Source organism: Streptomyces sp. NBC_01298 (genome assembly GCF_035978755.1).
GTDB lineage: Bacteria > Actinomycetota > Actinomycetes > Streptomycetales > Streptomycetaceae > Streptomyces.
This window is the reverse complement of the sequence record NZ_CP108416.1, coordinates 91,862-109,641: the sequence shown is the minus strand read 5'-3', so window position 1 is coordinate 109,641 and position 17,780 is coordinate 91,862. Positions and strand designations below refer to the sequence as shown.

Sequence of the window (17,780 nt, the reverse complement as noted above, 5' to 3'; positions counted from 1 at the left end):
GCGTGACAACTCCCGTACTGGAGGCCCGGATACCCGGGTCCAAGAGCATCACCAACCGGGCGCTGCTCCTCGCGGCCGCCGCCCCCGGCAGCAGCCGCCTCGGCGCGCCCCTGGTCAGCGACGACACCCTCGCCTTCCGGGCCGCGCTGACGGACCTGGGCACCGGGGTCCGCGACATCGGCGACAGCGGCTACGGGTACGGGGACGGCTCCGGCTACGGCGACGGCTCCGGCGAGGTCTGGGAGGTCACCGGGCGCGGCACCGGACCGGCCGGCCCCGGCCGGGTCTGGTGCGCCGACGCCGGCACCGCGGCACGCTTCCTGCCGCCCTTCGCGGCCACCGGGCGCGGGGAGATCGCCTTCGACGGCTCCGACCAGTTGCGGGCGCGCCCGCTCGGGCCGCTGCTGGAGGCGCTCACCGGGCTCGGGGCGAGGGTGCGCGGTACGGGCCTGCCCTTCACCCTGACCGCGCGGGGGCTGGCCGGGGGCCGCATCGAGCTGGATTCCGGGCTGAGCAGCCAGTACCTCTCCGGGCTGCTGATGGCCGCCCCGCTGATGGGCGGGCCGCTCACGGTGGACGTGCCGCGGCTGGTCAGCCGTCCGTACGTGGACATGACCCTGGCCCTGATGCGGCAGTTCGGTGCCCGGGTCGAGGAGGAGGGCAGCGCGATCACGGTCCACCCGGGCGGCTACCGGCCCACCGACCTCGACATCGAGCCGGACGCCTCGACCGCCTCGTACTTCTTCGCGGCGGCCGCCGTCACCGGCCGTACCGTACGGGTCCGGGCGCTGGGCGAGGGCAGCCTGCAGGGCGACACCGCCTTCGTGGAGGTGCTGCGGCAGGCCGGCGCCCGGGTCACCACGACCGCCAACTGGACCGAGGTCACGGGCACCGGCGCGCTGCGCGGCGGATTCACCGTCGACATGGGCGATATCTCGGACACCTTCATGACGATGGCCGCGATCGCCCCGCTCGCGGACGCCCCGGTCACCATCACGGGCATCGCGCACGCCCGGCTGAAGGAGTCCGACCGGATCGCCGCGGTAGCGGAGAACCTCCGCGCACTGGGCATCGAGGTGGAGGAGGGACCGGACCGCATCACCGTGCACCCGGGCACCCCCGCCCCGGCGACGATCGACTGCCGCCGCGACCACCGCATCGCGATGTCCTTCTCGGTACTGGGCCTGCGCGCCGCCGGGATCACCCTCGACGACCCGGCCTGCGTGGCCAAGACCTTCCCCGGGTTCCACGAGGAGCTGCGGCGGCTGTTCGGCTGAGACGCACGGAGCGGCGCTCCCCCGTGGGGGCGCCGCTCCTGTGTCGTTTGTCGTACGGGTCAGCGGACGACGTCGAAGACGTTCAGCTGCAGGCCGTTGGCGTACGCCGCGTGTTCGACGAGCTTCAGCTTCTGCGCGTCCTTGTCCGTGGCGCTGAAGAGGCGCTTGCCCGCACCGAGCAGCAGCGGGAAGACGAGCAGGTGGTAACGGTCGATCAGGCCGGCGTCGGAGAGCGCCCGGTTCAGGGCGGCGCTGCCGTGCACGATGATCGGGCCGCCCTCGGTCTCCTTGAGCGCGGCGACCTCGTCGAGGGTGCGCAGGATCGTGGTGTCGCCCCAGTCCGACACCAGGTCGTCCTCGGTGAGGGTGGTGGAGACGACGTACTTGGGCATCACCTTGTAGTCGGCGAAGTCCTCCATGGCGGGCCACACGGGGCTGAAGGCCTCGTAGCTGGTGCGGCCCAGCAGGATCGCGGAGGCCTCCTTCTGCTCCCGGCCCTTGATCTCGAACGCCTCGGGCAGGAACTCGACGTCCTTGAAGGTCCAGCCGGAGTTCCGGTACCCGGGCTCGCCGCCGGGGGCCTCCACGACGCCGTCGAGGGAGACGAAGGCGGAGCTGATCAGGGTGCGCATCTGGGGTTCCTCGGAATCTCGTGGCTGGCTCTCGGCGGTCCGTCCGGCGCGCCCCGCGACCACGTGCGTGGCTGCCGCGGCGTGCCTTTCATGATCTAAGACCGTGGCTCCCCGGGGAACTCATCGGTCCCGGCGATATTTCTTTCGGATCTTTCGGTGGAGGTGTCCGAGGGCGCCTCCGGTTTCGTGTGGAGGATCTCGCGGGCCTGTTCCGCGGCGCGGGCGATGCTCTCCGAGACGAAGTCGAGGAAGCGGGCGATGTTCTCCATGCGGGTGCCGGCCGGGGTGCCGGCGCCGAGGACGGTGACGCCCTGCCGCGCCGTCTCGACGATCTGGGCGGTGGAGCGGGCGCTGGCCATCATCGACTGGTACCAGATGTCGTCGTCGACGACGTAGCGCTCGCGGCGGCCTTCCTCGCGTTCCCGTCGGATGAGGCCCTGTCCCTCCAGGAACGTTATCGACTTCGATACCGAGGCCGGGCTGACCTGGAGGCGCTGGACGAGTTCCGACGCGGTGAGGCTGCCCGTGTCGGTGAGGGTGAGGCAGGCCATCACCCGGGCCGTCATGGTGGGCATGCCCGAAGCCATCATGACGGTGGTGAACACCTCCTCGTAGGCGCGTACGGCCTCGGCGTCCCGTCCGTAGGCCTGCGGGGCGGCCTGCGGTCCACGGGGCGCGGTCTGCTTGCGCCGGTGCGCGCGGGCTTCGGTGGCGCGGTGGGCCAGATCGGCGCGGTAGGCGCCGGGGCCGCCGTTGCGCATGACCTCGCGCGTGATGGTCGAGGTCGGTCGGTCCAGCTGTCGGGCGATCTCCGCGTAGGCGAGGCCGTCGGCCACTCCCAGCGCGATCTGCTGGCGTTCCTGCTGGGTGAGCCTGCCTCCCGGCATCGCGGTCTCCTTCGTGCGTCGTCGTGCCTCCAGTATAGCGTTCGCTTCCATGTCATTGCAACGTTCTGAGTGGCTGTCGTTGCATTTAACTTCAGTTCTTCGCAACGATTTCACGGCTTTGACCTGCAAATACTAGGATTCATCGCAACGAACTTCTTGCTGGGACTTGGAAAGCAACGTAGCTTTTCCTTCATCGGAAACAACGAGTCGCAGGAGAGAATCATGCAGAAGTTCGCTACCACCGCCCCGATCTCCGCCGTTCTGGACATCCCGGCCGGCGCCGTCCGGCTCATCGCCGCTGACCGCGCGGACACCGTGGTCGAGGTCCGGCCCGCCGACGCTTCGAAGGGCCGCGATGTGAAGGCGGCCGAGCAGACCGTGGTCGAGTACGCCGACGGGGTCCTGCGGATCGCGGTCCCCGCGAAGAACCAGATCCTGGGCGCCTCCGGTTCCGTTGAGGTGACCGTTCAGCTGCCCGCCGGCTCCGGCGTCGAGGCGAAGGCGGCCAGCGCCGAGCTCCGGGGCGTCGGACGCCTTGGTGACGTGGTCTTCGAGGCCGCGCAGGGCTCGGTCAAGATCGACGAGGCCGCGAGCGCGCACCTGACCCTGGCGGCCGGTGACGTCTCGGTCGGCCGCCTGGCGGGCTCTGCCCGGATCAGTACGCAGAAGGGCGACCTGAGCATCGTCGAAGCCGTGCGCGGCACGGTCGAACTGCACACGGAGTACGGAGACATCTCGGTCGGCGCGGGCCGTGGGGTCAGTGCCACCCTCGACGCCGGCACCGCCCTCGGCCGGATCGACAACGCCCTTCGCAACACCGAGGGCGCGGCGGCCGGCCTCGCCATCCACGCGACCACCGCCTACGGCGACATCGCCGCCCGCAGCCTCTGACAACCAGTCACAGAAGGAGTACCGCTCATGACGACCTCGGCCATCACGGCGAACGGTCTGCGCAAGTCCTACGGCGACAAGACGGTCCTCGACGGCATCGACCTGGCCGTCCCCGAAGGAACGGTCTTCGCCCTGCTCGGCCCGAACGGCGCGGGCAAGACCACCGCCGTCAAGATCCTCTCCACCCTCGTCTCCCCGGATCCCGCCTCCGGCGAGATCCGGGTCGGGGGCCACGACCTGGCCGCCGACCCGCGGGCGGCCCGCGCCGCCATCGGTGTCACGGGGCAGTTCTCCGCGGTCGACGGGTTGATCACGGGAGAGGAGAACATGCTCCTCATGGCCGACCTGCACCACCTGTCGAAGGCGGAGGGGCGGCGGGTCACCGCCGAACTCCTCGAGCGGTTCGACCTGACGGAGGCGGCGAAGAAGCCCGCCTCCACCTACTCCGGCGGTATGAAGCGACGCCTGGATATCGCCATGACGCTGGTGGGTGATCCGCGGATCATCTTCCTCGACGAGCCGACCACCGGTCTCGACCCGCGGTCGCGCCACAACATGTGGCAGATCATCCGCGAGCTGGTCACGGGTGGTGTGACGGTCTTCCTGACCACGCAGTATTTGGAGGAGGCGGACGAACTCGCGGACCGCATCGCGGTGCTGAACGACGGCCGGATCGCCGCCGAGGGCACGGCGGAAGAGCTGAAGCGGATGATCCCGGGCGGCCATGTGCGTCTGCGGTTCTCGGACCCGCACGCCTACCGGTCCGCGTCTGCGGTGCTCGGTGAGGTCGCTTTGGATGACGAGGCGCTGGCGCTGCAGATCCCCAGTGACGGCAGCCAGCGCGCGCTGCGCTCGATCCTCGACCGGCTGGACTCGGCCGGCGTGGAGGCGGACGAGCTGACCGTGCACACCCCGGATCTCGACGACGTGTTCTTCGCCCTGACCGGCACCGACCCCCGCCCCGCCCAGTCCACCGTCCCCGCCCAGTCCAAGGAGAACCTCCGATGAGTTCCCTGTCCCTCGCCGTCCGCGACTCGTCCACGATGCTGCGCCGCAACCTCCTCCACGCCCGCCGCTACCCGTCCTTGACCCTGAACCTGCTGCTCACGCCGATCATGCTCCTGCTGCTCTTCGTCTACATCTTCGGAGACGTGATGAGCGCCGGCATCGGCGGCGGCAGCCGCGCCGACTACATCGCCTACCTCGTCCCCGGCCTGCTCCTGATGACGATCGGTTCGACCACGATCGGCACGGCGGTGTCCGTCTCCACCGACATGAGCGAGGGGATCATGGCCCGCTTCCGGACGATGGCGATCCACCGAGGGTCGGTGCTCATCGGGCACGTCATCGGCAGCGTGCTGCAGTCGATCGCGAGCGTGGTCCTGGTCGGAGCCGTGGGGGTGGCCATCGGCTTCCGTTCGACGGACGCGACGGCCCTGGAATGGCTGGCGGCCTTCGGGCTCCTGGTCCTGTTCGCCCTGGCGCTCACCTGGATCGCCGTCGGCATGGGACTGATCAGTCCGAACGCCGAGGCCGCGAGCAACAACGCGATGCCGATGATCCTCCTCCCGCTCCTCTCCAGCGCGTTCGTGCCGGTCGAGGGGATGCCGGGCTGGTTCCGGCCGATCGCCGAGTACCAGCCCTTCACCCCGGCCATCGAAACCCTGCGCGGACTCCTCCTGGGCACCGAGATCGGCAACAACGGATGGATCGCCGTCGCCTGGTGCCTGGGCCTCGCCGTCCTCGGCTACTTCTGGTCGGCCGCGAAGTTCAACAGTGACCCGAAGTAGCGGCCGAGGCAGCACAGGCCCCCTCCCGCACCCCGCTCCGCCCCGAGGCGGCGTACCCCGACCACACGTCGGAGTGCGCCGCCTCGTTCGTATGCGCCCGGGGCGCCGTCGGCGCGCCCGCGACGGCCTCGGCCTCGGCCGGCCACACCGGGCGCTGCGGATCGCGGGTCAGCGCCCTTGAGGACAGCTTCTGTCCTCAACCGGCCGTGATCGTGGGGGAGTTCTCGCGTGCCTGCCCGCGAACGCCCGGGATGTCCGGACCGATCAGGAATCGAGAAGCGCGGTTCGGGGAGCCGTCCTAGCCTGCTCACCATGGACATCACCATTCACACGACGTCGCTTCCGCACGACGACCCGGACGCGTCGCTCGCCTTCTACCGCGACGTCCTCGGCTTCGAGGTCCGCAGCGATGCCGGGCAGGGGAGGATGCGCTGGATCACGGTCGGCCCGCCCGGTCAGCCGGGCACGTCGATCCTGCTGGCGCCGCCGGCCTCCGATCCCGGCGTCACCGAGGACGAGCGCCGAACCATCACCGAGATGATGGCCAAGGGCACCTACGGCTGGATCCTGCTGGCCACCCCGGACCTCGACGCCACCTTCGAGAAGGCGCAGGCCGGTGACACCGAGGTCGTCCAGGAACCGACCGAGCAGCCGTACGGCGTCCGTGACTGCGCGTTCCGCGACCCCGCGGGCAACCTGGTCCGCATCCAGGAACTGCGCTGAGCCGACGAAGGGCAAGGGGTTCTCATGTGCAAGCCCGAATGGCGACGTGCACGCGTCCAGGCGCAGCGCCTGGAGGATCTCGCACGGCTGCGCCGCGTCCGGGACCGGATCGACCGGGAGTACGCGCAGCCGCTGAACGTGGAAGCGCTCGCCCACGATGTGAACATGTCCGCCGGGCACCTGAGCCGGCAGTTCCGTGCCGCGTACGGGGAGTCGCCGTACGCGTACCTGATGACGCGTCGCATCGAGCGGGCGACGGCGCTGCTGCGGCGGGGGGACCTCAGCGTCACCGAGGTCTGCTTCGAGGTCGGCTGCGCGTCGCTGGGAACGTTCACCACCCGCTTCACCGAGCTGGTCGGCATGCCCCCGGGGGCCTTCCGGCGTCAGGCCGCAGCCGACGACGCGGGGCCGGCGATCACGGTGGAGGGGATGCCGGCGTGCGTGGCGAAGCAAGTCTCCAGACCGGTCAGGAATCGAGAAGCCACGGCCGCCCCGCAAGCCCTAGCGTGATGGTCACAGCAACCGCAGGAACCGCATCCGTTCACAGTGAGAGGAGCAGGACATGAAGGCGCACGTCAGCTCGATCCTTCTTGGTGTCCGGGACATGGACCGGGCCAAGCAGTTCTACACCGAGGGACTCGGCTGGAAGATCCAGAGCGACTTCGGCATCTCGGTGTTCTTCGAGTCGGACGGCGCCTCGCCGGTCGGCTTCTACAGCCGCGAAGGCCTGGCCCAGCAGGTGGGCACGGACCAGGAGGGCAGCGGTTTCAGCGGGCTGGTCCTGACGTACGTGGTCCGCAGCGAGACGCGGGTCGACGAGATCATGGCGGAGGCCTCGAAGGCCGGCGCCACGGTCCTCAAGCCGGCCGGCGCCCTGCCGTGGGGCGGTTACGGCGGCACCTTCGCCGACCCGGACGGCTACGTCTGGAGCCTCGGCTACAGCGACCAGGGCACCGACCAGCCCTACGCGGAGTAGCCGCGACCTGTGTCCGACAGCCGTCCGGGACGGCGGGGGAACGTTTCCCCCGCCGTCCCGGACGGCTTTGACCCGGGTGCGGGAAGCAGCAGGACGAAGAGACGAAGAGGAGAAGGTCTTGAAGTTCCAGTCCGTCGTCGAGCCGCCCGAGCCCATGCGGGGCCTCGAAGTTCCGTCCGAGGTGGTGGCGGCACTCGCCGGTGGCGCGCGGCCGCCGGTGACGATCACGATCAACGGGCATTCCTGGCAGAGCCGGGTCGCCCTCCTGCGCGGCCGCCACTTGATCGGCCTCAGCCATGCCAACCGAGATGCCGCGGGTGTCGAGATCGGCGAGGAGGTCGAGGTGGAGCTGGAGCTGGACACCGAGCCGCGCGTCGTCGTCGAGCCCGACGACTTCGCCCGGGCTCTGGACGGGGACCCGGCCGCCCGCGCCGCGTACGACAACCTGACGTACAGCCGCAAGCGCGAGCACGTGCGCGCCATCGAGAGCGCGAAGAAGCCCGAGACGCGCCTGGGGCGCATCGAGAAGGCCATCGCCACCCTGCGCGGCTGACACCCCGCGAGCGAGCCTCCGTCGGCCGGGAAACCCGCCGGGCGGAGGCATCGTCATGCCCGGGCGTAGCCGCGCCGCTGTAGCTTTCACTTTCAGTCCATTGCAACGTTTGCGGCTTCGTCGTTGCATTCAGCTTTAGGCTTTCGCAACGATTGTAAGGCGCTGACCTGCATTTATTAAGTTTCTTCGCAACGACTTCCTTGTCGAAATATGGAAAGCAACGTAGCTTTTCCTTCATCGGAAACAACGAGTCGCAGGAGAGAATCATGCAGAAGTTCGCTACCACCGCCCCGATCTCCGCCGTTCTGGACATCCCGGCCGGCGCCGTCCGGCTCATCGCCGCTGACCGCGCGGACACCGTGGTCGAGGTCCGGCCCGCCGACGCTTCGAAGGGCCGCGATGTGAAGGCGGCCGAGCAGACCGTGGTCGAGTACGCCGACGGGGTCCTGCGGATCGCGGTCCCCGCGAAGAACCAGATCCTGGGCGCCTCCGGTTCCGTTGAGGTGACCGTTCAGCTGCCCGCCGGCTCCGGCGTCGAGGCGAAGGCGGCCAGCGCCGAGCTCCGGGGCGTCGGACGCCTTGGTGACGTGGTCTTCGAGGCCGCGCAGGGCTCGGTCAAGATCGACGAGGCCGCGAGCGCGCACCTGACCCTGGCGGCCGGTGACGTCTCGGTCGGCCGCCTGGCGGGCTCTGCCCGGATCAGTACGCAGAAGGGCGACCTGAGCATCGTCGAAGCCGTGCGCGGCACGGTCGAACTGCACACCGAGTACGGAGACATCTCGGTCGGCGCGGGCCGTGGGGTCAGTGCCACCCTCGACGCCGGCACCGCCCTCGGCCGGATCGACAACGCCCTTCGCAACAGCGAGGGCGCCGCCGCGGGCCTCGCCATCCACGCGACCACCGCCTACGGCGACATCGCCGCCCGCAGCCTCTGACAACCGTAAAGGAGCACCGCTCATGATCAGCCTGCGCGGACTCCTCGGCTACGACGACAGGTCGGAAGTGGGCCGCCTCGTTCGTTCGCGGATGTCCGCGGTGGCTACGCGCCGCGGACGGCACGGAGTTCTCGGTGCTGCCTCTTGGGGGGCGCGATTTCGTAGCGGCCAGTGGCGGGCCGGGTGGGGGTTTCCGTCGGAGGCAAGCAGCACAGTGGCTGATGCCGTCTGTGGTGCGGAGTAGCGCCCGTACGCCGGATACCGGCTGCGGGCTGCACTGGGCGCACCTTCTGTGGCTGAGGCTGGTCCGTGGGCCCCATCCCGGCCGAGTGAGAATCGAGTCCAGGGCTGTGGGTGAGGGGGATGGCAGTGAGGCACACACTGGACCTGTGGCGTCGAGGGCTCGGGGAGGTGCCCGAGTCGGTGTGGCACGAGACCGGGCTCGAGGTGCTGATCCTCGCGGACAACGGGCTGACGGCGCTGCCGCCGGAGATCGGGCGCCTTCACCGGCTGAACACGCTGGACCTGGGCCACAACGCGCTGACGTCGGTGCCCGAAGAAATCGGCAGGCTGGCGGGGCTCGGCGACTTCCTCTACCTGCACGACAACCGGCTGACGCGGCTTCCGGACTCGGTGGGAAACCTGACCCGGTTGCGTTACCTCAACGTCGGCGAGAACTCCCTCACCACCCTCCCCGAGAGCATCGGTGGGATGAGCGGCCTCATCGAGCTCAGAGCGCAGCACAACCGGCTCACCACCCTGCCCGACGCCATCGGCGGGCTCCGCGGCCTGCGTGAGCTGTGGCTGCGGGGGAACTCGATCGAGCAGCTCCCCTCGTCGGCCTCCGAGCTGCACGAACTGCGCCACCTGGACCTACGCGAGAACTCCCTGGCCGGGGTGCCGGAGTCGCTGGCGGGCCTCCCGCGACTGCGCCAGATCGACCTGCGGAGCAACCGGCTGGGCCGGCCGGCCGACTGGCTCGCCGACATGCCGTCGTTGGAGAAGCTGGATCTGCGCTGGAACGAAGTGGACCCTTCCCTACCGGTCATCATCGAGCTGGAGCGGCGGGGCTGCGTCGTCTTGACGTGAGGGGGAGCGGGGTTACTGGTTCCAGTGGGAGGCGGTTTTCAGGAGGCGGTCGTTTGCGGTTGGGGTGCCGATCGTGATGCGGACGCCCTCTTCGCCGAAGGGGCGGACCATCAGGCCGGCCGCCTCGCAGGCGTCCGCGAAGTAGGCGGTGCGGGAGCCCAGGCGCAGCCAGACGAAGTTGGCGTGGCTTTCGGGGACCTCGTAGCCCTCCGCGCGGAGGGCGGCGCTGACGCGGTCGCGTTCCGCGACCAGGTCGGTCACGCGTTCGCGGAGTTCCTCCGTGGCGCGCAGCGAGGCCAGGGCGGCGGCCTGGGCGGGGCCGCTCACGCCGAGGGGGACGGAGCAGGCGCGCAGGGCGGCCGTGACCCGGGGGTGGGCCACCGCGTAGCCGACGCGGAGCGCGGCCAGACCGTAGGCCTTGGAGAAGGTGCGCAGGACGGCCACGTTGGGGCGGTCCCGGTAGAGGTCGATGCCGTCCGGGATGTCCTCGGCGGCGTCCACGAACTCGCGGTAGGCCTCGTCGATGACGATGAGGATGTGCGGGGGTACGCGGTCCAGGAAGCGTTCCAGTTCGGCCCGGCGCACGGCGGTGCCGGTCGGGTTGTTCGGGTTGCAGACGAAGATCAGGCGGGTGCGGTCGGTGACCGCGTCGGCCAGGGCGTCCAGGTCGTGGGTCTCGTCGCGCAGCGGGACCTGGACGGAGGTGGCCCCGGCGGCCCAGGCCAGCAGCGGGTACGCCTCGAACGAGCGCCACGCGAAGACGACCTCGTCGCCCGGGCCCGCGGCGGCGGCGACCAGGTGCTGGGTGATGCCGACCGAGCCGGTGCCCAGCACCAGGTGGTCGGCGGGTACGGCGAGGCGGTCGGCGAGTTCCGCGACGAGCTCGGCCGCGGTGGGGTCGGGGTAGCGGTTGAGGCGGCCCAGCCAGGTCTCGACCGCGGAGATCACCGAGGGGAGCGGCGGGTAGGGGTTCTCGTTCGAGGAGAGCTTGTCGACGAACTCGTCGCGTGCGGCGCGGCCCGGCACGTACGCGGGGAGCGTCGAGACGTCGGCCCGGAGCCTGGGGGAGGTGGGGGAGGCCGTGGAGGGCGTGGGGGCCGTGTGCGGATCGGCATCGGGCATGGCGCAATCCTTCGATGGGGAAGCCGTGGGCGGCGAGGGTGCCGGGCGGGAGTACAGCACCGTCCGGCCGCGCCGACGGGGGAGGGCGGCACGGCCGGACGGTGACCAGGGGAGACCGGGGGAGGGGGACGGCGCGGGGCTGAGGGGGATCAGGCCCGCGCCGGTGCCGCCGGGTTGTAGGGCGAGGGACCGCCGAACGCCCAGCGCAGCCGGGTCGCCCCGTCGATCTGCACCACGCGCTCGATGTCGAACTCGCACATCCGCAGGGCTCCGGGCACGTCCGCCCGGTCCCCCTCGGCCCAGTTGATCCGTGCCTTGCCCGTCAGTTGCAGGGTGTGGCCGGACTCCCAGTCCAGGAAGAGCAGTCCGCAGTTCTCGTTGAGCTGCAGATTGCCCAGGGTCATGTAGAAGGAATTGCCGAAGTAGTCGGGCCATACGAGCCTGCGCGGTCCCGCCACCGTGACGAAACCGGGGTCGCCGCCCCGGTGCGAGGAGTCCGCGCCGTAGCCGTCGGCCTGGCTGGCGATGAAGAAGGTGTCCGCGCCGCGGATCCACTTCTCCTGTTCGGGCGTCAGCTCGTCGCCGTCCCGGGTCTCCCGGGGCGCCGAGGCCGGCCCGTCCGCGACCGGGACCCGTACCTGGAGGTACTTGGGGCAGTTGCCCAGCACCTGTTCGGTGCGGATCTGCAGGGATTCCCCCTCGCGCCGCGCCACGCCGTTGATCCGGATCCGGGTCGTCGTGTGCGGTTCGAGGGCGAGCAGCCCGATGTCGGCCGTCTCCGCGAAGGCTTCGGCGAGCGGATCGCCCGGCACGGGCAGGGAGGACAGCGTGATCGTGCGCCGGCTGGTGGGCAGGGCGAAGCCGGGGTCGCCGGTGACCAGCGAGGACCACATGGCGCCCGTGGCGTCGGCGCCGCCCAGGAAGAGCATGCGCTGGCGCATCAGGTACTGGTCGAACCCGGGCTGGATCACGTCGTCGAACATCGGCGAACCCCAGCCGGGACCGCCTTCGCCGGCCTGCTTCTGGACGGCCTGTTCACCCTCGTGATGGGGGGTCTTGATCACGGGAATCGGAAACCTCCGGTCGGGACGGGCGCCGCGGCCGACGGGGTCGCCGTCGGCGGGCGCCCGTCTACGGGGCGCCGGTCAGCGGGCGCCGATCAGCAGGGCGGTGTCCACGACACGGTTGGAGAAGCCCCACTCGTTGTCGTACCAGCCGACGATCTTGACCTGGCGGCCGTCGCCGATCACCTTGGTCAGGCCCGAGTCGAAGATGCACGACGCGGGGTCGGTGACGATGTCGCTGGAGACGATCGGCTCGTCGGTGTAGGTGAGGATGCCCGCGAGGGGGCCCTCGGCGGCCTTCGCGAAGATCTCGTTGACCTCCTCGACCGTCGTCGCGCGGCCGACGCGGACGGTGAGGTCGGTGGCCGAGCCCGTCGGGATCGGCACGCGCAGCGCGTATCCGTCGAGCTTGCCCTTGAGCTGGGGGAGGACCAGGCCGATCGCCTTGGCGGCGCCCGTGGTGGTCGGCACGGTGTTCGTCGCCGCCGAGCGGGCGCGGCGCAGGTCGGTGTGCGGACCGTCCTGGAGGTTCTGGTCCGCGGTGTAGGCGTGGACCGTGGTCATCAGGCCGTGCTCGATGCCGAGCGCGTCGTCGATGACCTTGGCCAGCGGGGCCAGGCAGTTGGTCGTGCACGAGGCGTTGGAGACGATGTCGTGCTCGGCCGGGTCGTAGAGGTCGTCGTTGATGCCGAAGGCGATCGTCAGGTCCTCGTTCTTCGAGGGCGCGCTGATGATGACCTTGCGGGCACCGGCCTCCAGGTGGGCGCGTGCCTTGTGCGCGTCGGTGAAGACGCCGGTGGACTCGATGACCACGTCCACCTCCAGCTCGCCCCACGGGAGCTTGGCGGGGTCGCGCTCGGCGGTCACGCGGATGGTGCGCCCGTCGATGACGAGGTTGCCCTCGACCGCGCGGACTTCGTGGCCGAGCTTGCCGAGGGTGCTGTCGTACTTGAGCAGGTGGGCCAGCGTCTTGGCGTCGGTGAGGTCGTTGACGGCGACCACCTCCAGGCCGGTGCCCCGCTGAAGGGCGGCGCGGAAGAAACTGCGGCCGATGCGGCCGAATCCGTTGATGCCGACCTTGATCGTCACGTGATACCCCTCGTTCGGAAACTACATCCATGACCGCACGTGAAGCCGCGTTGTCCGGCCAGTCCTCGTCTTCAACTGTACTGGCCGACCTGTCTTCTGACTTGCGTAAATGCGCCTGTTCATGGCCTGTTCACGCCGAAAGTCGAGGTGGAGCCCCGCGCATTGGAACATCTGATGCTACTCGAGTACGTGCATGCAGGTATGTTTTTATGGGCCTGCCTGTCACGATGACACGACGCTTCCCGGCCTCCCGGAGCGAGGAGAACGATGGACATGCTGCCCCTTCGCGGGCCGAGCACATCCGTGCCGGACCGCAGTCCACCGCTCGCCGCGCTCACCACACCCTCCGCGGGTACGGCGGCGCGGGTCATCCGGGCACACGGCGAGTCCGTGTACGGGACCACCGTCCGGCGCGAGTTCGGAGACGTCACCATCTCCCTAGTCACCGGGGAGGCCCACGAGGCCGTACGCCCCGGCCGCCACATCCGCCCGGACCCCTCCGAGTCCCTGCGGCTGTTCCGGGCGCTGGCCGGCGAGATCCACGTTCACCAGGACGGCCGCCGGGGCCAGGCGAGCGGCCCGCAGATCATCTGCTGCGACACCAGCCGGCCCTACCGCCTCCTGCTGCCCCGGCCCTTCCACCTGGTCGAGGTCCAACTGCCGCACCGGCACCTCGGCATGTCGGCGGCCGACACCGCGAAGCTCACCGCCACCGGCTGGTGCGGGCGGATGGGCGCGGGCGCCCTGCTCTCCCAGCTGCTCGCCGGCCTCCACGACCACGGCACCGAGATCCATTCCGCCGTGGACCGGGTCGGCGCCACCGTGGCGGGCCTGACCGCGGCCGTCCTCGCCGATCGGCTGCGCCACGTCGCCGCCGAGGACGAGGTGGCCCGGCACGACCTGATGCTGGGCATCCAGGGGTTCATCCGCGCACGGCTCTCCGACCCCGACCTCACCCCGCAGGCGGTCGCCGAGCACCACAACATCTCGCTGCGCTACCTCCAGCGGATCTTCCAGGAGCACGGGACCAGCCCCGCCCGGTGGATCCGGGACGAACGCCTCGCCCGCTGCCGCTCCGAGCTGCGAGACCCGCGGCTCGAACACCTGCCCGTCGGGGTGATCGGCGAGCGGTCCGGCCTCTACCAGGCCTCGCACTTCAGCCGGCTCTTCCGCGACCGGTACGGGCTCACCCCGCGCGGCTACCGGACCATGCGCGAGGCCGTGCCCACGTAGCACCGACACCGACCGGTACCGCGCACCGACGAGCACCGCGCACCGACCGGTACCGCACACCGACGAGCACCGCCTCCCGCCGAGCACCGACGACCGACGAGCACTGACATCCGAGGAGGATGACGGATTTGACCGGCACGAGCTTCGAATTCCCCGGTGAGTACTACGAGATCATGCGGAAGGACTTCCGCAACCTCGACGCCGAGACGGAGTTCCTCGCGTCCCTGCTCCCCGAGGCGGGCACCGTACTCGACCTGGGCTGCGGCACCGGCTCCAACCTGCGCGCCCTGCGCGAGCGCGGGCACCGCGGGACCGGCGTCGACCAGAGCGCCGCGTTCCTGGAGTACGCCCGCGCCGCCGGCGACGAGGGCATCTCCTACGTGGAGGCCCGCGCCGAGGAGCACCGCACCGACGAGCGCTACGACCTCGTCTACAGCCTCTTCATGACGCTGAACTACCTGGAGCGGGCACAGCTCCCGGCCGTCCTGCGCTCCGTCCGCGAGCTGCTGAACCCCGGCGGGCAGGTCGTCCTGGAGTTCGGCCACCTGCTGAACTTCGTCGACTCCTTCCAGCCCAACAGCGTCGGCCACCACCGCCGCGACGGGGTCCTCATCACCCGCCTCGCCCGCCAGTTCATCAACGCGCACGCCGCGAACTGGCGCAACGAGGAGACCCTGCTGGTCCGCACCGCGGACGGCACGGTCGCCATGTACGACAACTTCTTCGACCAGGCCGTCCTGACCGGGCCCGAGGTGCGCGAACTGCTGGCCGCGGCGGGACTGACCATCACGGCCGAGTACGGCGGTTTCCGCAAGGAGCCCGCGCCCTTCCACGGCCGGGGCCCGCTCGTCATCGTGGCCACCGCGACCCCCGCCGACACCGCGTCGCACACCGGGTCCGACACCGCGTCGGACACCGCTCAGCAAGAGGAGAACCAGGCATGACCGGCACCGGCATATCCCTGCTCGACGGCGGGCCCGCCCCCGAAACCGGCGTCGCGCACCTCGGCGCCGCCCTCGTCCGCGCCGTCGGTGAGAGCCAGGCCGACGAACGCGGCGTGACGTACATCCGCGCCGACGGCACCGAGGTCCACCAGAGCTACGCCGAGCTGCTCGACGACGCCTCGCGCGTCCTGGCCGGCCTGCGCTCCTCCGGCGCCGCCACCGGTGAGAAGATCATCCTGCAGTCGGCCGACGACGCCGACCTCCTCGCCGGCTTCTGGGGCTGTGTCCTCGGAGGCTTCCTGCCGCTGCCCGTCAGCGCCGACGCGGTCAACGGCCCCGGCCTGCTGGAGCGCGTCTGGGCCGGGTACGGCCGCCCCCGCGTCCTGACCGGCACCGGCCAGGAGATCGCGCCCGCCGTCACCGCCGACGCCGGCTGGGCCGCCGCCCACCTGGGCGACGTGGCGAGCCTGCGCACCGCCCACGAGCCGGACCTCGCCTGGCACGAGCCGGACGCCGCCGACCCGGCCGTGCTGCTGCTCACCTCCGGCAGCACCGGCGTGCCCAAGGCCGTCAGCCTGACCCACCGCAACATCCTCACGCGCAGCGCGGCCACCTCCCGCGTGAACAAGCTCGACGCGGACACGCGCACCTTCAACTGGATGCCGCTGGACCACATCGGCGGGCTGATCATGTTCCACGCGCGCGACGTCTTCCTCGGCGCCGCCCAGGTCCACGCCAAGATCCAGTGGGTCCTGGAGGACCCGCTGCGCTGGCTCGACGCCGTCTCCACCCACCGGGCCGACACCACCTGGGCGCCCAACTTCGCCTTCGTGCTCGTCAACGACCAGGCCGACCGCTTCGAGGGCCGCGGCTGGGACCTGAGCCCGCTGCGCTACATCATGAACGGCGGCGAGGCCGTCCGCTCCGGCGTCGTCCGCCGCTTCCTGGACCTGCTGGCCCCTTACGGGCTGCCCGCCACCGCGATGTTCCCGGGCTGGGGCATGTCCGAGACCACCGCCGGCGTGGCCGACTGCCAGTTCACCGAGGCCGCCGCCGGCGACGACCGCTACGTGCCCGTCGGCCGCCCGCAGCCCGGTACCCGCATCCGGGTCGTCGACGAGCACGGCGCCCTCGTGCCGTGGGGCGTCACCGGCCGCCTCCAGGTCACCGGTTCGACCATCACCTCCGGGTACTACGACAACCCCGTGCAGAACCGGCAGTCCTTCACGGACGACGGCTGGTTCAAGACCGGCGACCTGGCGTACGTGGAGAACGGCATCCTCACCGTCACCGGCCGCACCGACGACGTCATCCAGCTCGGGGAGATCGCCTACCACGGTCACGAGATCGAGGCCGCCGTGGAGGAACTCGACTTCATCGAGCCCTCGTACACCGTCGCCTCGCTCGTCACCGCCGAGCCCGGCGGCGCCGAGGAGCTCGCGGTCTTCTTCAGCCCGCGCACCGGCACCCTCACCGGGGAGCAGGGCGAACGGATCCGCGAGCGGGTCCGCGAGCGGCTGGGCGTCGACGTACCGCACCTGCTGCCCGTCGACCGGTCCGAGATCCCCAAGACCGGCATCGGCAAGCTCCGCCGTGCCCAGCTCCGCAAGAGCTTCGAGGACGGCCTGGCCTCCGTTGCGGCCTCCGTCCCGGCCGGCAGCGCGGCCTGACCGTGCGGATGGTGCTGCCGGGGCGGGCAGCACCATCCGCACGTCTCCATCCCCTACGCACGAGGAGCGCCCATGGCGCAGCAGGAGCGAGCCGAGCGGACACGACGGGCTCTGATCGACGGCGCCGCCAAGGCCATTGACCTCTACGGCTACGAAGGGGCCTCGCTCGCGGTGATCTGCACCGCCGCGGGAGTGACCAAGGGCGCCTTGATGTACCACTTCCCCGCCAAGGACGACCTGGTCAGAGCGGTGCGCACCGAAGCCCGGCAAACGATCGTCGGCGCGCTGGGCGCCGTGCCGCACCGCGGGATGCGGCCCTTGCAGGCCGCCGTCGACATGACGCACGCCGTCGCCGGGCGGCTCGGGCACGACCCCGTCGTACGGGCGGGCGCGCGGCTGACCCGGGAGTTCGTGCACTACCCCGACGGCAGCGTTTCCTGGACCGATGCCGTCCGCGAGGAGCTGGCCGACGCCCTGACCGGCGCGGTCGACCCCTGGGGGACGGCCGCGCAACTCGTGCACTCCCTGATCGGGATGGACGTGTGCCTGCGCGTGGAGGAGCGCCGCCCGGGCTGTTCCTGCGGGCCCTTGCGCGGGTACCTGACCCGGCTGTGGCAGCTGATCCTGCCGGGGATCCTCGCGGCGCCGCAGGCCGTGGAGCTGTACCGGGCCGAGGGATCCTCGCCGTACTGCGCCTTCGCGGCCGCGCCCGAACCCGTGTACACCGGGGCGCGGGGATGAGCGGGGATCGTGGGGCCGCGATGGGGGCCTCGGTGGGAGGCTCGGCGGGTGCCTCGGCGGGTGCCTCGGCGGGAGGCTCGGCGGGTGCCTCGGTCGGGGTGGCGAGGGCCGGGGGCAGGGCCGGGGGTGCTGCCGGGGGTGGTGCCGGGGGTGGGATGGGGGCC

The 17,780-nt window shown here is 70.9% G+C and carries 19 protein-coding genes; 14 read left to right on the top strand and 5 right to left on the bottom strand.

Annotated elements, in window-relative coordinates; all coding sequences use genetic code 11:
* Window positions 1-2 precede the first annotated feature (2 nt).
* A complete protein-coding gene (aroA, locus tag OG730_RS43265) occupies window positions 3-1,277 on the top strand; it encodes a 3-phosphoshikimate 1-carboxyvinyltransferase (RefSeq protein WP_327309977.1) in 1,275 nt (424 codons plus the stop codon).
* 59 nt (window positions 1,278-1,336) lie between these two features.
* On the opposite strand, the gene OG730_RS43260 is transcribed toward aroA, so the two are convergent.
* Window positions 1,337-1,909: a dihydrofolate reductase family protein gene (locus OG730_RS43260; RefSeq protein WP_327309976.1), complete on the bottom strand. Its 573-nt coding sequence runs from the start codon at window positions 1,907-1,909 to the stop codon at window positions 1,337-1,339.
* 95 nt (window positions 1,910-2,004) lie between these two features.
* Entirely contained in the window at window positions 2,005-2,796 is a 792-nt protein-coding gene (locus tag OG730_RS43255; protein ID WP_327309975.1) for a GbsR/MarR family transcriptional regulator, read from the bottom strand.
* 222 nt (window positions 2,797-3,018) lie between these two features.
* Here OG730_RS43255 and OG730_RS43250 point away from each other — a divergent pair, with 222 nt between their 5' ends.
* From OG730_RS43250 to OG730_RS43210, 9 genes are all read left to right on the top strand, one after another.
* Window positions 3,019-3,687 carry a DUF4097 family beta strand repeat-containing protein gene (locus OG730_RS43250; protein ID WP_327309974.1) on the top strand — a complete coding sequence of 223 codons (669 nt, stop codon included), beginning with the start codon at window positions 3,019-3,021 and terminating at the stop codon, window positions 3,685-3,687.
* Between the two features lie 27 nt (window positions 3,688-3,714).
* On the top strand, window positions 3,715-4,695 hold the full coding sequence (locus OG730_RS43245) for an ATP-binding cassette domain-containing protein (RefSeq protein ID WP_327309973.1): 981 nt from the start codon (window positions 3,715-3,717) through the stop codon (window positions 4,693-4,695).
* Entirely contained in the window at window positions 4,692-5,477 is a 786-nt protein-coding gene (locus OG730_RS43240; protein WP_327309972.1) for an ABC transporter permease, read from the top strand. Before OG730_RS43245 ends, OG730_RS43240 begins: the two co-directional genes overlap by 4 nt.
* Before the next feature lie 312 nt (window positions 5,478-5,789).
* Window positions 5,790-6,200, top strand: a complete 411-nt coding sequence (locus OG730_RS43235; RefSeq protein WP_327309971.1) for a VOC family protein — start codon at window positions 5,790-5,792, stop codon at window positions 6,198-6,200.
* A 24-nt stretch (window positions 6,201-6,224) separates the two neighbouring features.
* The gene (locus OG730_RS43230; protein WP_327309970.1) at window positions 6,225-6,710 is read left to right on the top strand and encodes a helix-turn-helix transcriptional regulator; all 486 of its coding nucleotides are present in this window, start codon (window positions 6,225-6,227) and stop codon (window positions 6,708-6,710) included.
* 52 nt (window positions 6,711-6,762) lie between these two features.
* Complete coding sequence (locus tag OG730_RS43225; RefSeq protein WP_327309969.1) at window positions 6,763-7,176, top strand: VOC family protein; 414 nt, start codon at window positions 6,763-6,765, stop codon at window positions 7,174-7,176.
* Between the two features lie 118 nt (window positions 7,177-7,294).
* Window positions 7,295-7,729, top strand: coding sequence for a YdeI/OmpD-associated family protein (locus OG730_RS43220; protein ID WP_327309968.1), 435 nt, complete (start codon window positions 7,295-7,297; stop codon window positions 7,727-7,729).
* A gap of 266 nt (window positions 7,730-7,995) precedes the next feature.
* Window positions 7,996-8,664, top strand: coding sequence for a DUF4097 family beta strand repeat-containing protein (locus OG730_RS43215; protein WP_327309967.1), 669 nt, complete (start codon window positions 7,996-7,998; stop codon window positions 8,662-8,664).
* A gap of 363 nt (window positions 8,665-9,027) precedes the next feature.
* Window positions 9,028-9,753, top strand: a complete 726-nt coding sequence (locus tag OG730_RS43210) for a leucine-rich repeat domain-containing protein (protein ID WP_327309966.1) — start codon at window positions 9,028-9,030, stop codon at window positions 9,751-9,753.
* A 12-nt stretch (window positions 9,754-9,765) separates the two neighbouring features.
* On the opposite strand, the gene hisC is transcribed toward OG730_RS43210, so the two are convergent.
* The 3 genes from hisC to gap form a co-directional block, all read right to left on the bottom strand.
* Window positions 9,766-10,875 (bottom strand): histidinol-phosphate transaminase, encoded by a 1,110-nt coding sequence (hisC, locus tag OG730_RS43205; protein ID WP_327309965.1) that lies wholly within the window; start codon window positions 10,873-10,875, stop codon window positions 9,766-9,768.
* A 149-nt stretch (window positions 10,876-11,024) separates the two neighbouring features.
* Window positions 11,025-11,939, bottom strand: a complete 915-nt coding sequence (locus OG730_RS43200; protein ID WP_327309964.1) for a pyridoxamine 5'-phosphate oxidase family protein — start codon at window positions 11,937-11,939, stop codon at window positions 11,025-11,027.
* Window positions 11,940-12,020: 81 nt separating this feature from the next.
* Complete coding sequence (gene gap, locus OG730_RS43195; RefSeq protein ID WP_327309963.1) at window positions 12,021-13,028, bottom strand: type I glyceraldehyde-3-phosphate dehydrogenase; 1,008 nt, start codon at window positions 13,026-13,028, stop codon at window positions 12,021-12,023.
* A gap of 273 nt (window positions 13,029-13,301) precedes the next feature.
* Here gap and OG730_RS43190 point away from each other — a divergent pair, with 273 nt between their 5' ends.
* From OG730_RS43190 to OG730_RS43175, 4 genes are all read left to right on the top strand, one after another.
* Window positions 13,302-14,261 carry a helix-turn-helix domain-containing protein gene (locus OG730_RS43190; protein ID WP_327309962.1) on the top strand — a complete coding sequence of 320 codons (960 nt, stop codon included), beginning with the start codon at window positions 13,302-13,304 and terminating at the stop codon, window positions 14,259-14,261.
* A 119-nt stretch (window positions 14,262-14,380) separates the two neighbouring features.
* Window positions 14,381-15,205 (top strand): class I SAM-dependent methyltransferase, encoded by an 825-nt coding sequence (locus OG730_RS43185; RefSeq protein ID WP_327309961.1) that lies wholly within the window; start codon window positions 14,381-14,383, stop codon window positions 15,203-15,205.
* On the top strand, window positions 15,202-16,875 hold the full coding sequence (locus OG730_RS43180) for an AMP-binding protein (protein ID WP_327309960.1): 1,674 nt from the start codon (window positions 15,202-15,204) through the stop codon (window positions 16,873-16,875). The genes OG730_RS43185 and OG730_RS43180 overlap by 4 nt, the downstream gene beginning before the upstream one ends.
* A 72-nt stretch (window positions 16,876-16,947) precedes the next feature.
* Window positions 16,948-17,616: a TetR family transcriptional regulator gene (locus OG730_RS43175; protein ID WP_327309959.1), complete on the top strand. Its 669-nt coding sequence runs from the start codon at window positions 16,948-16,950 to the stop codon at window positions 17,614-17,616.
* Window positions 17,617-17,780: the final 164 nt, after the last annotated feature.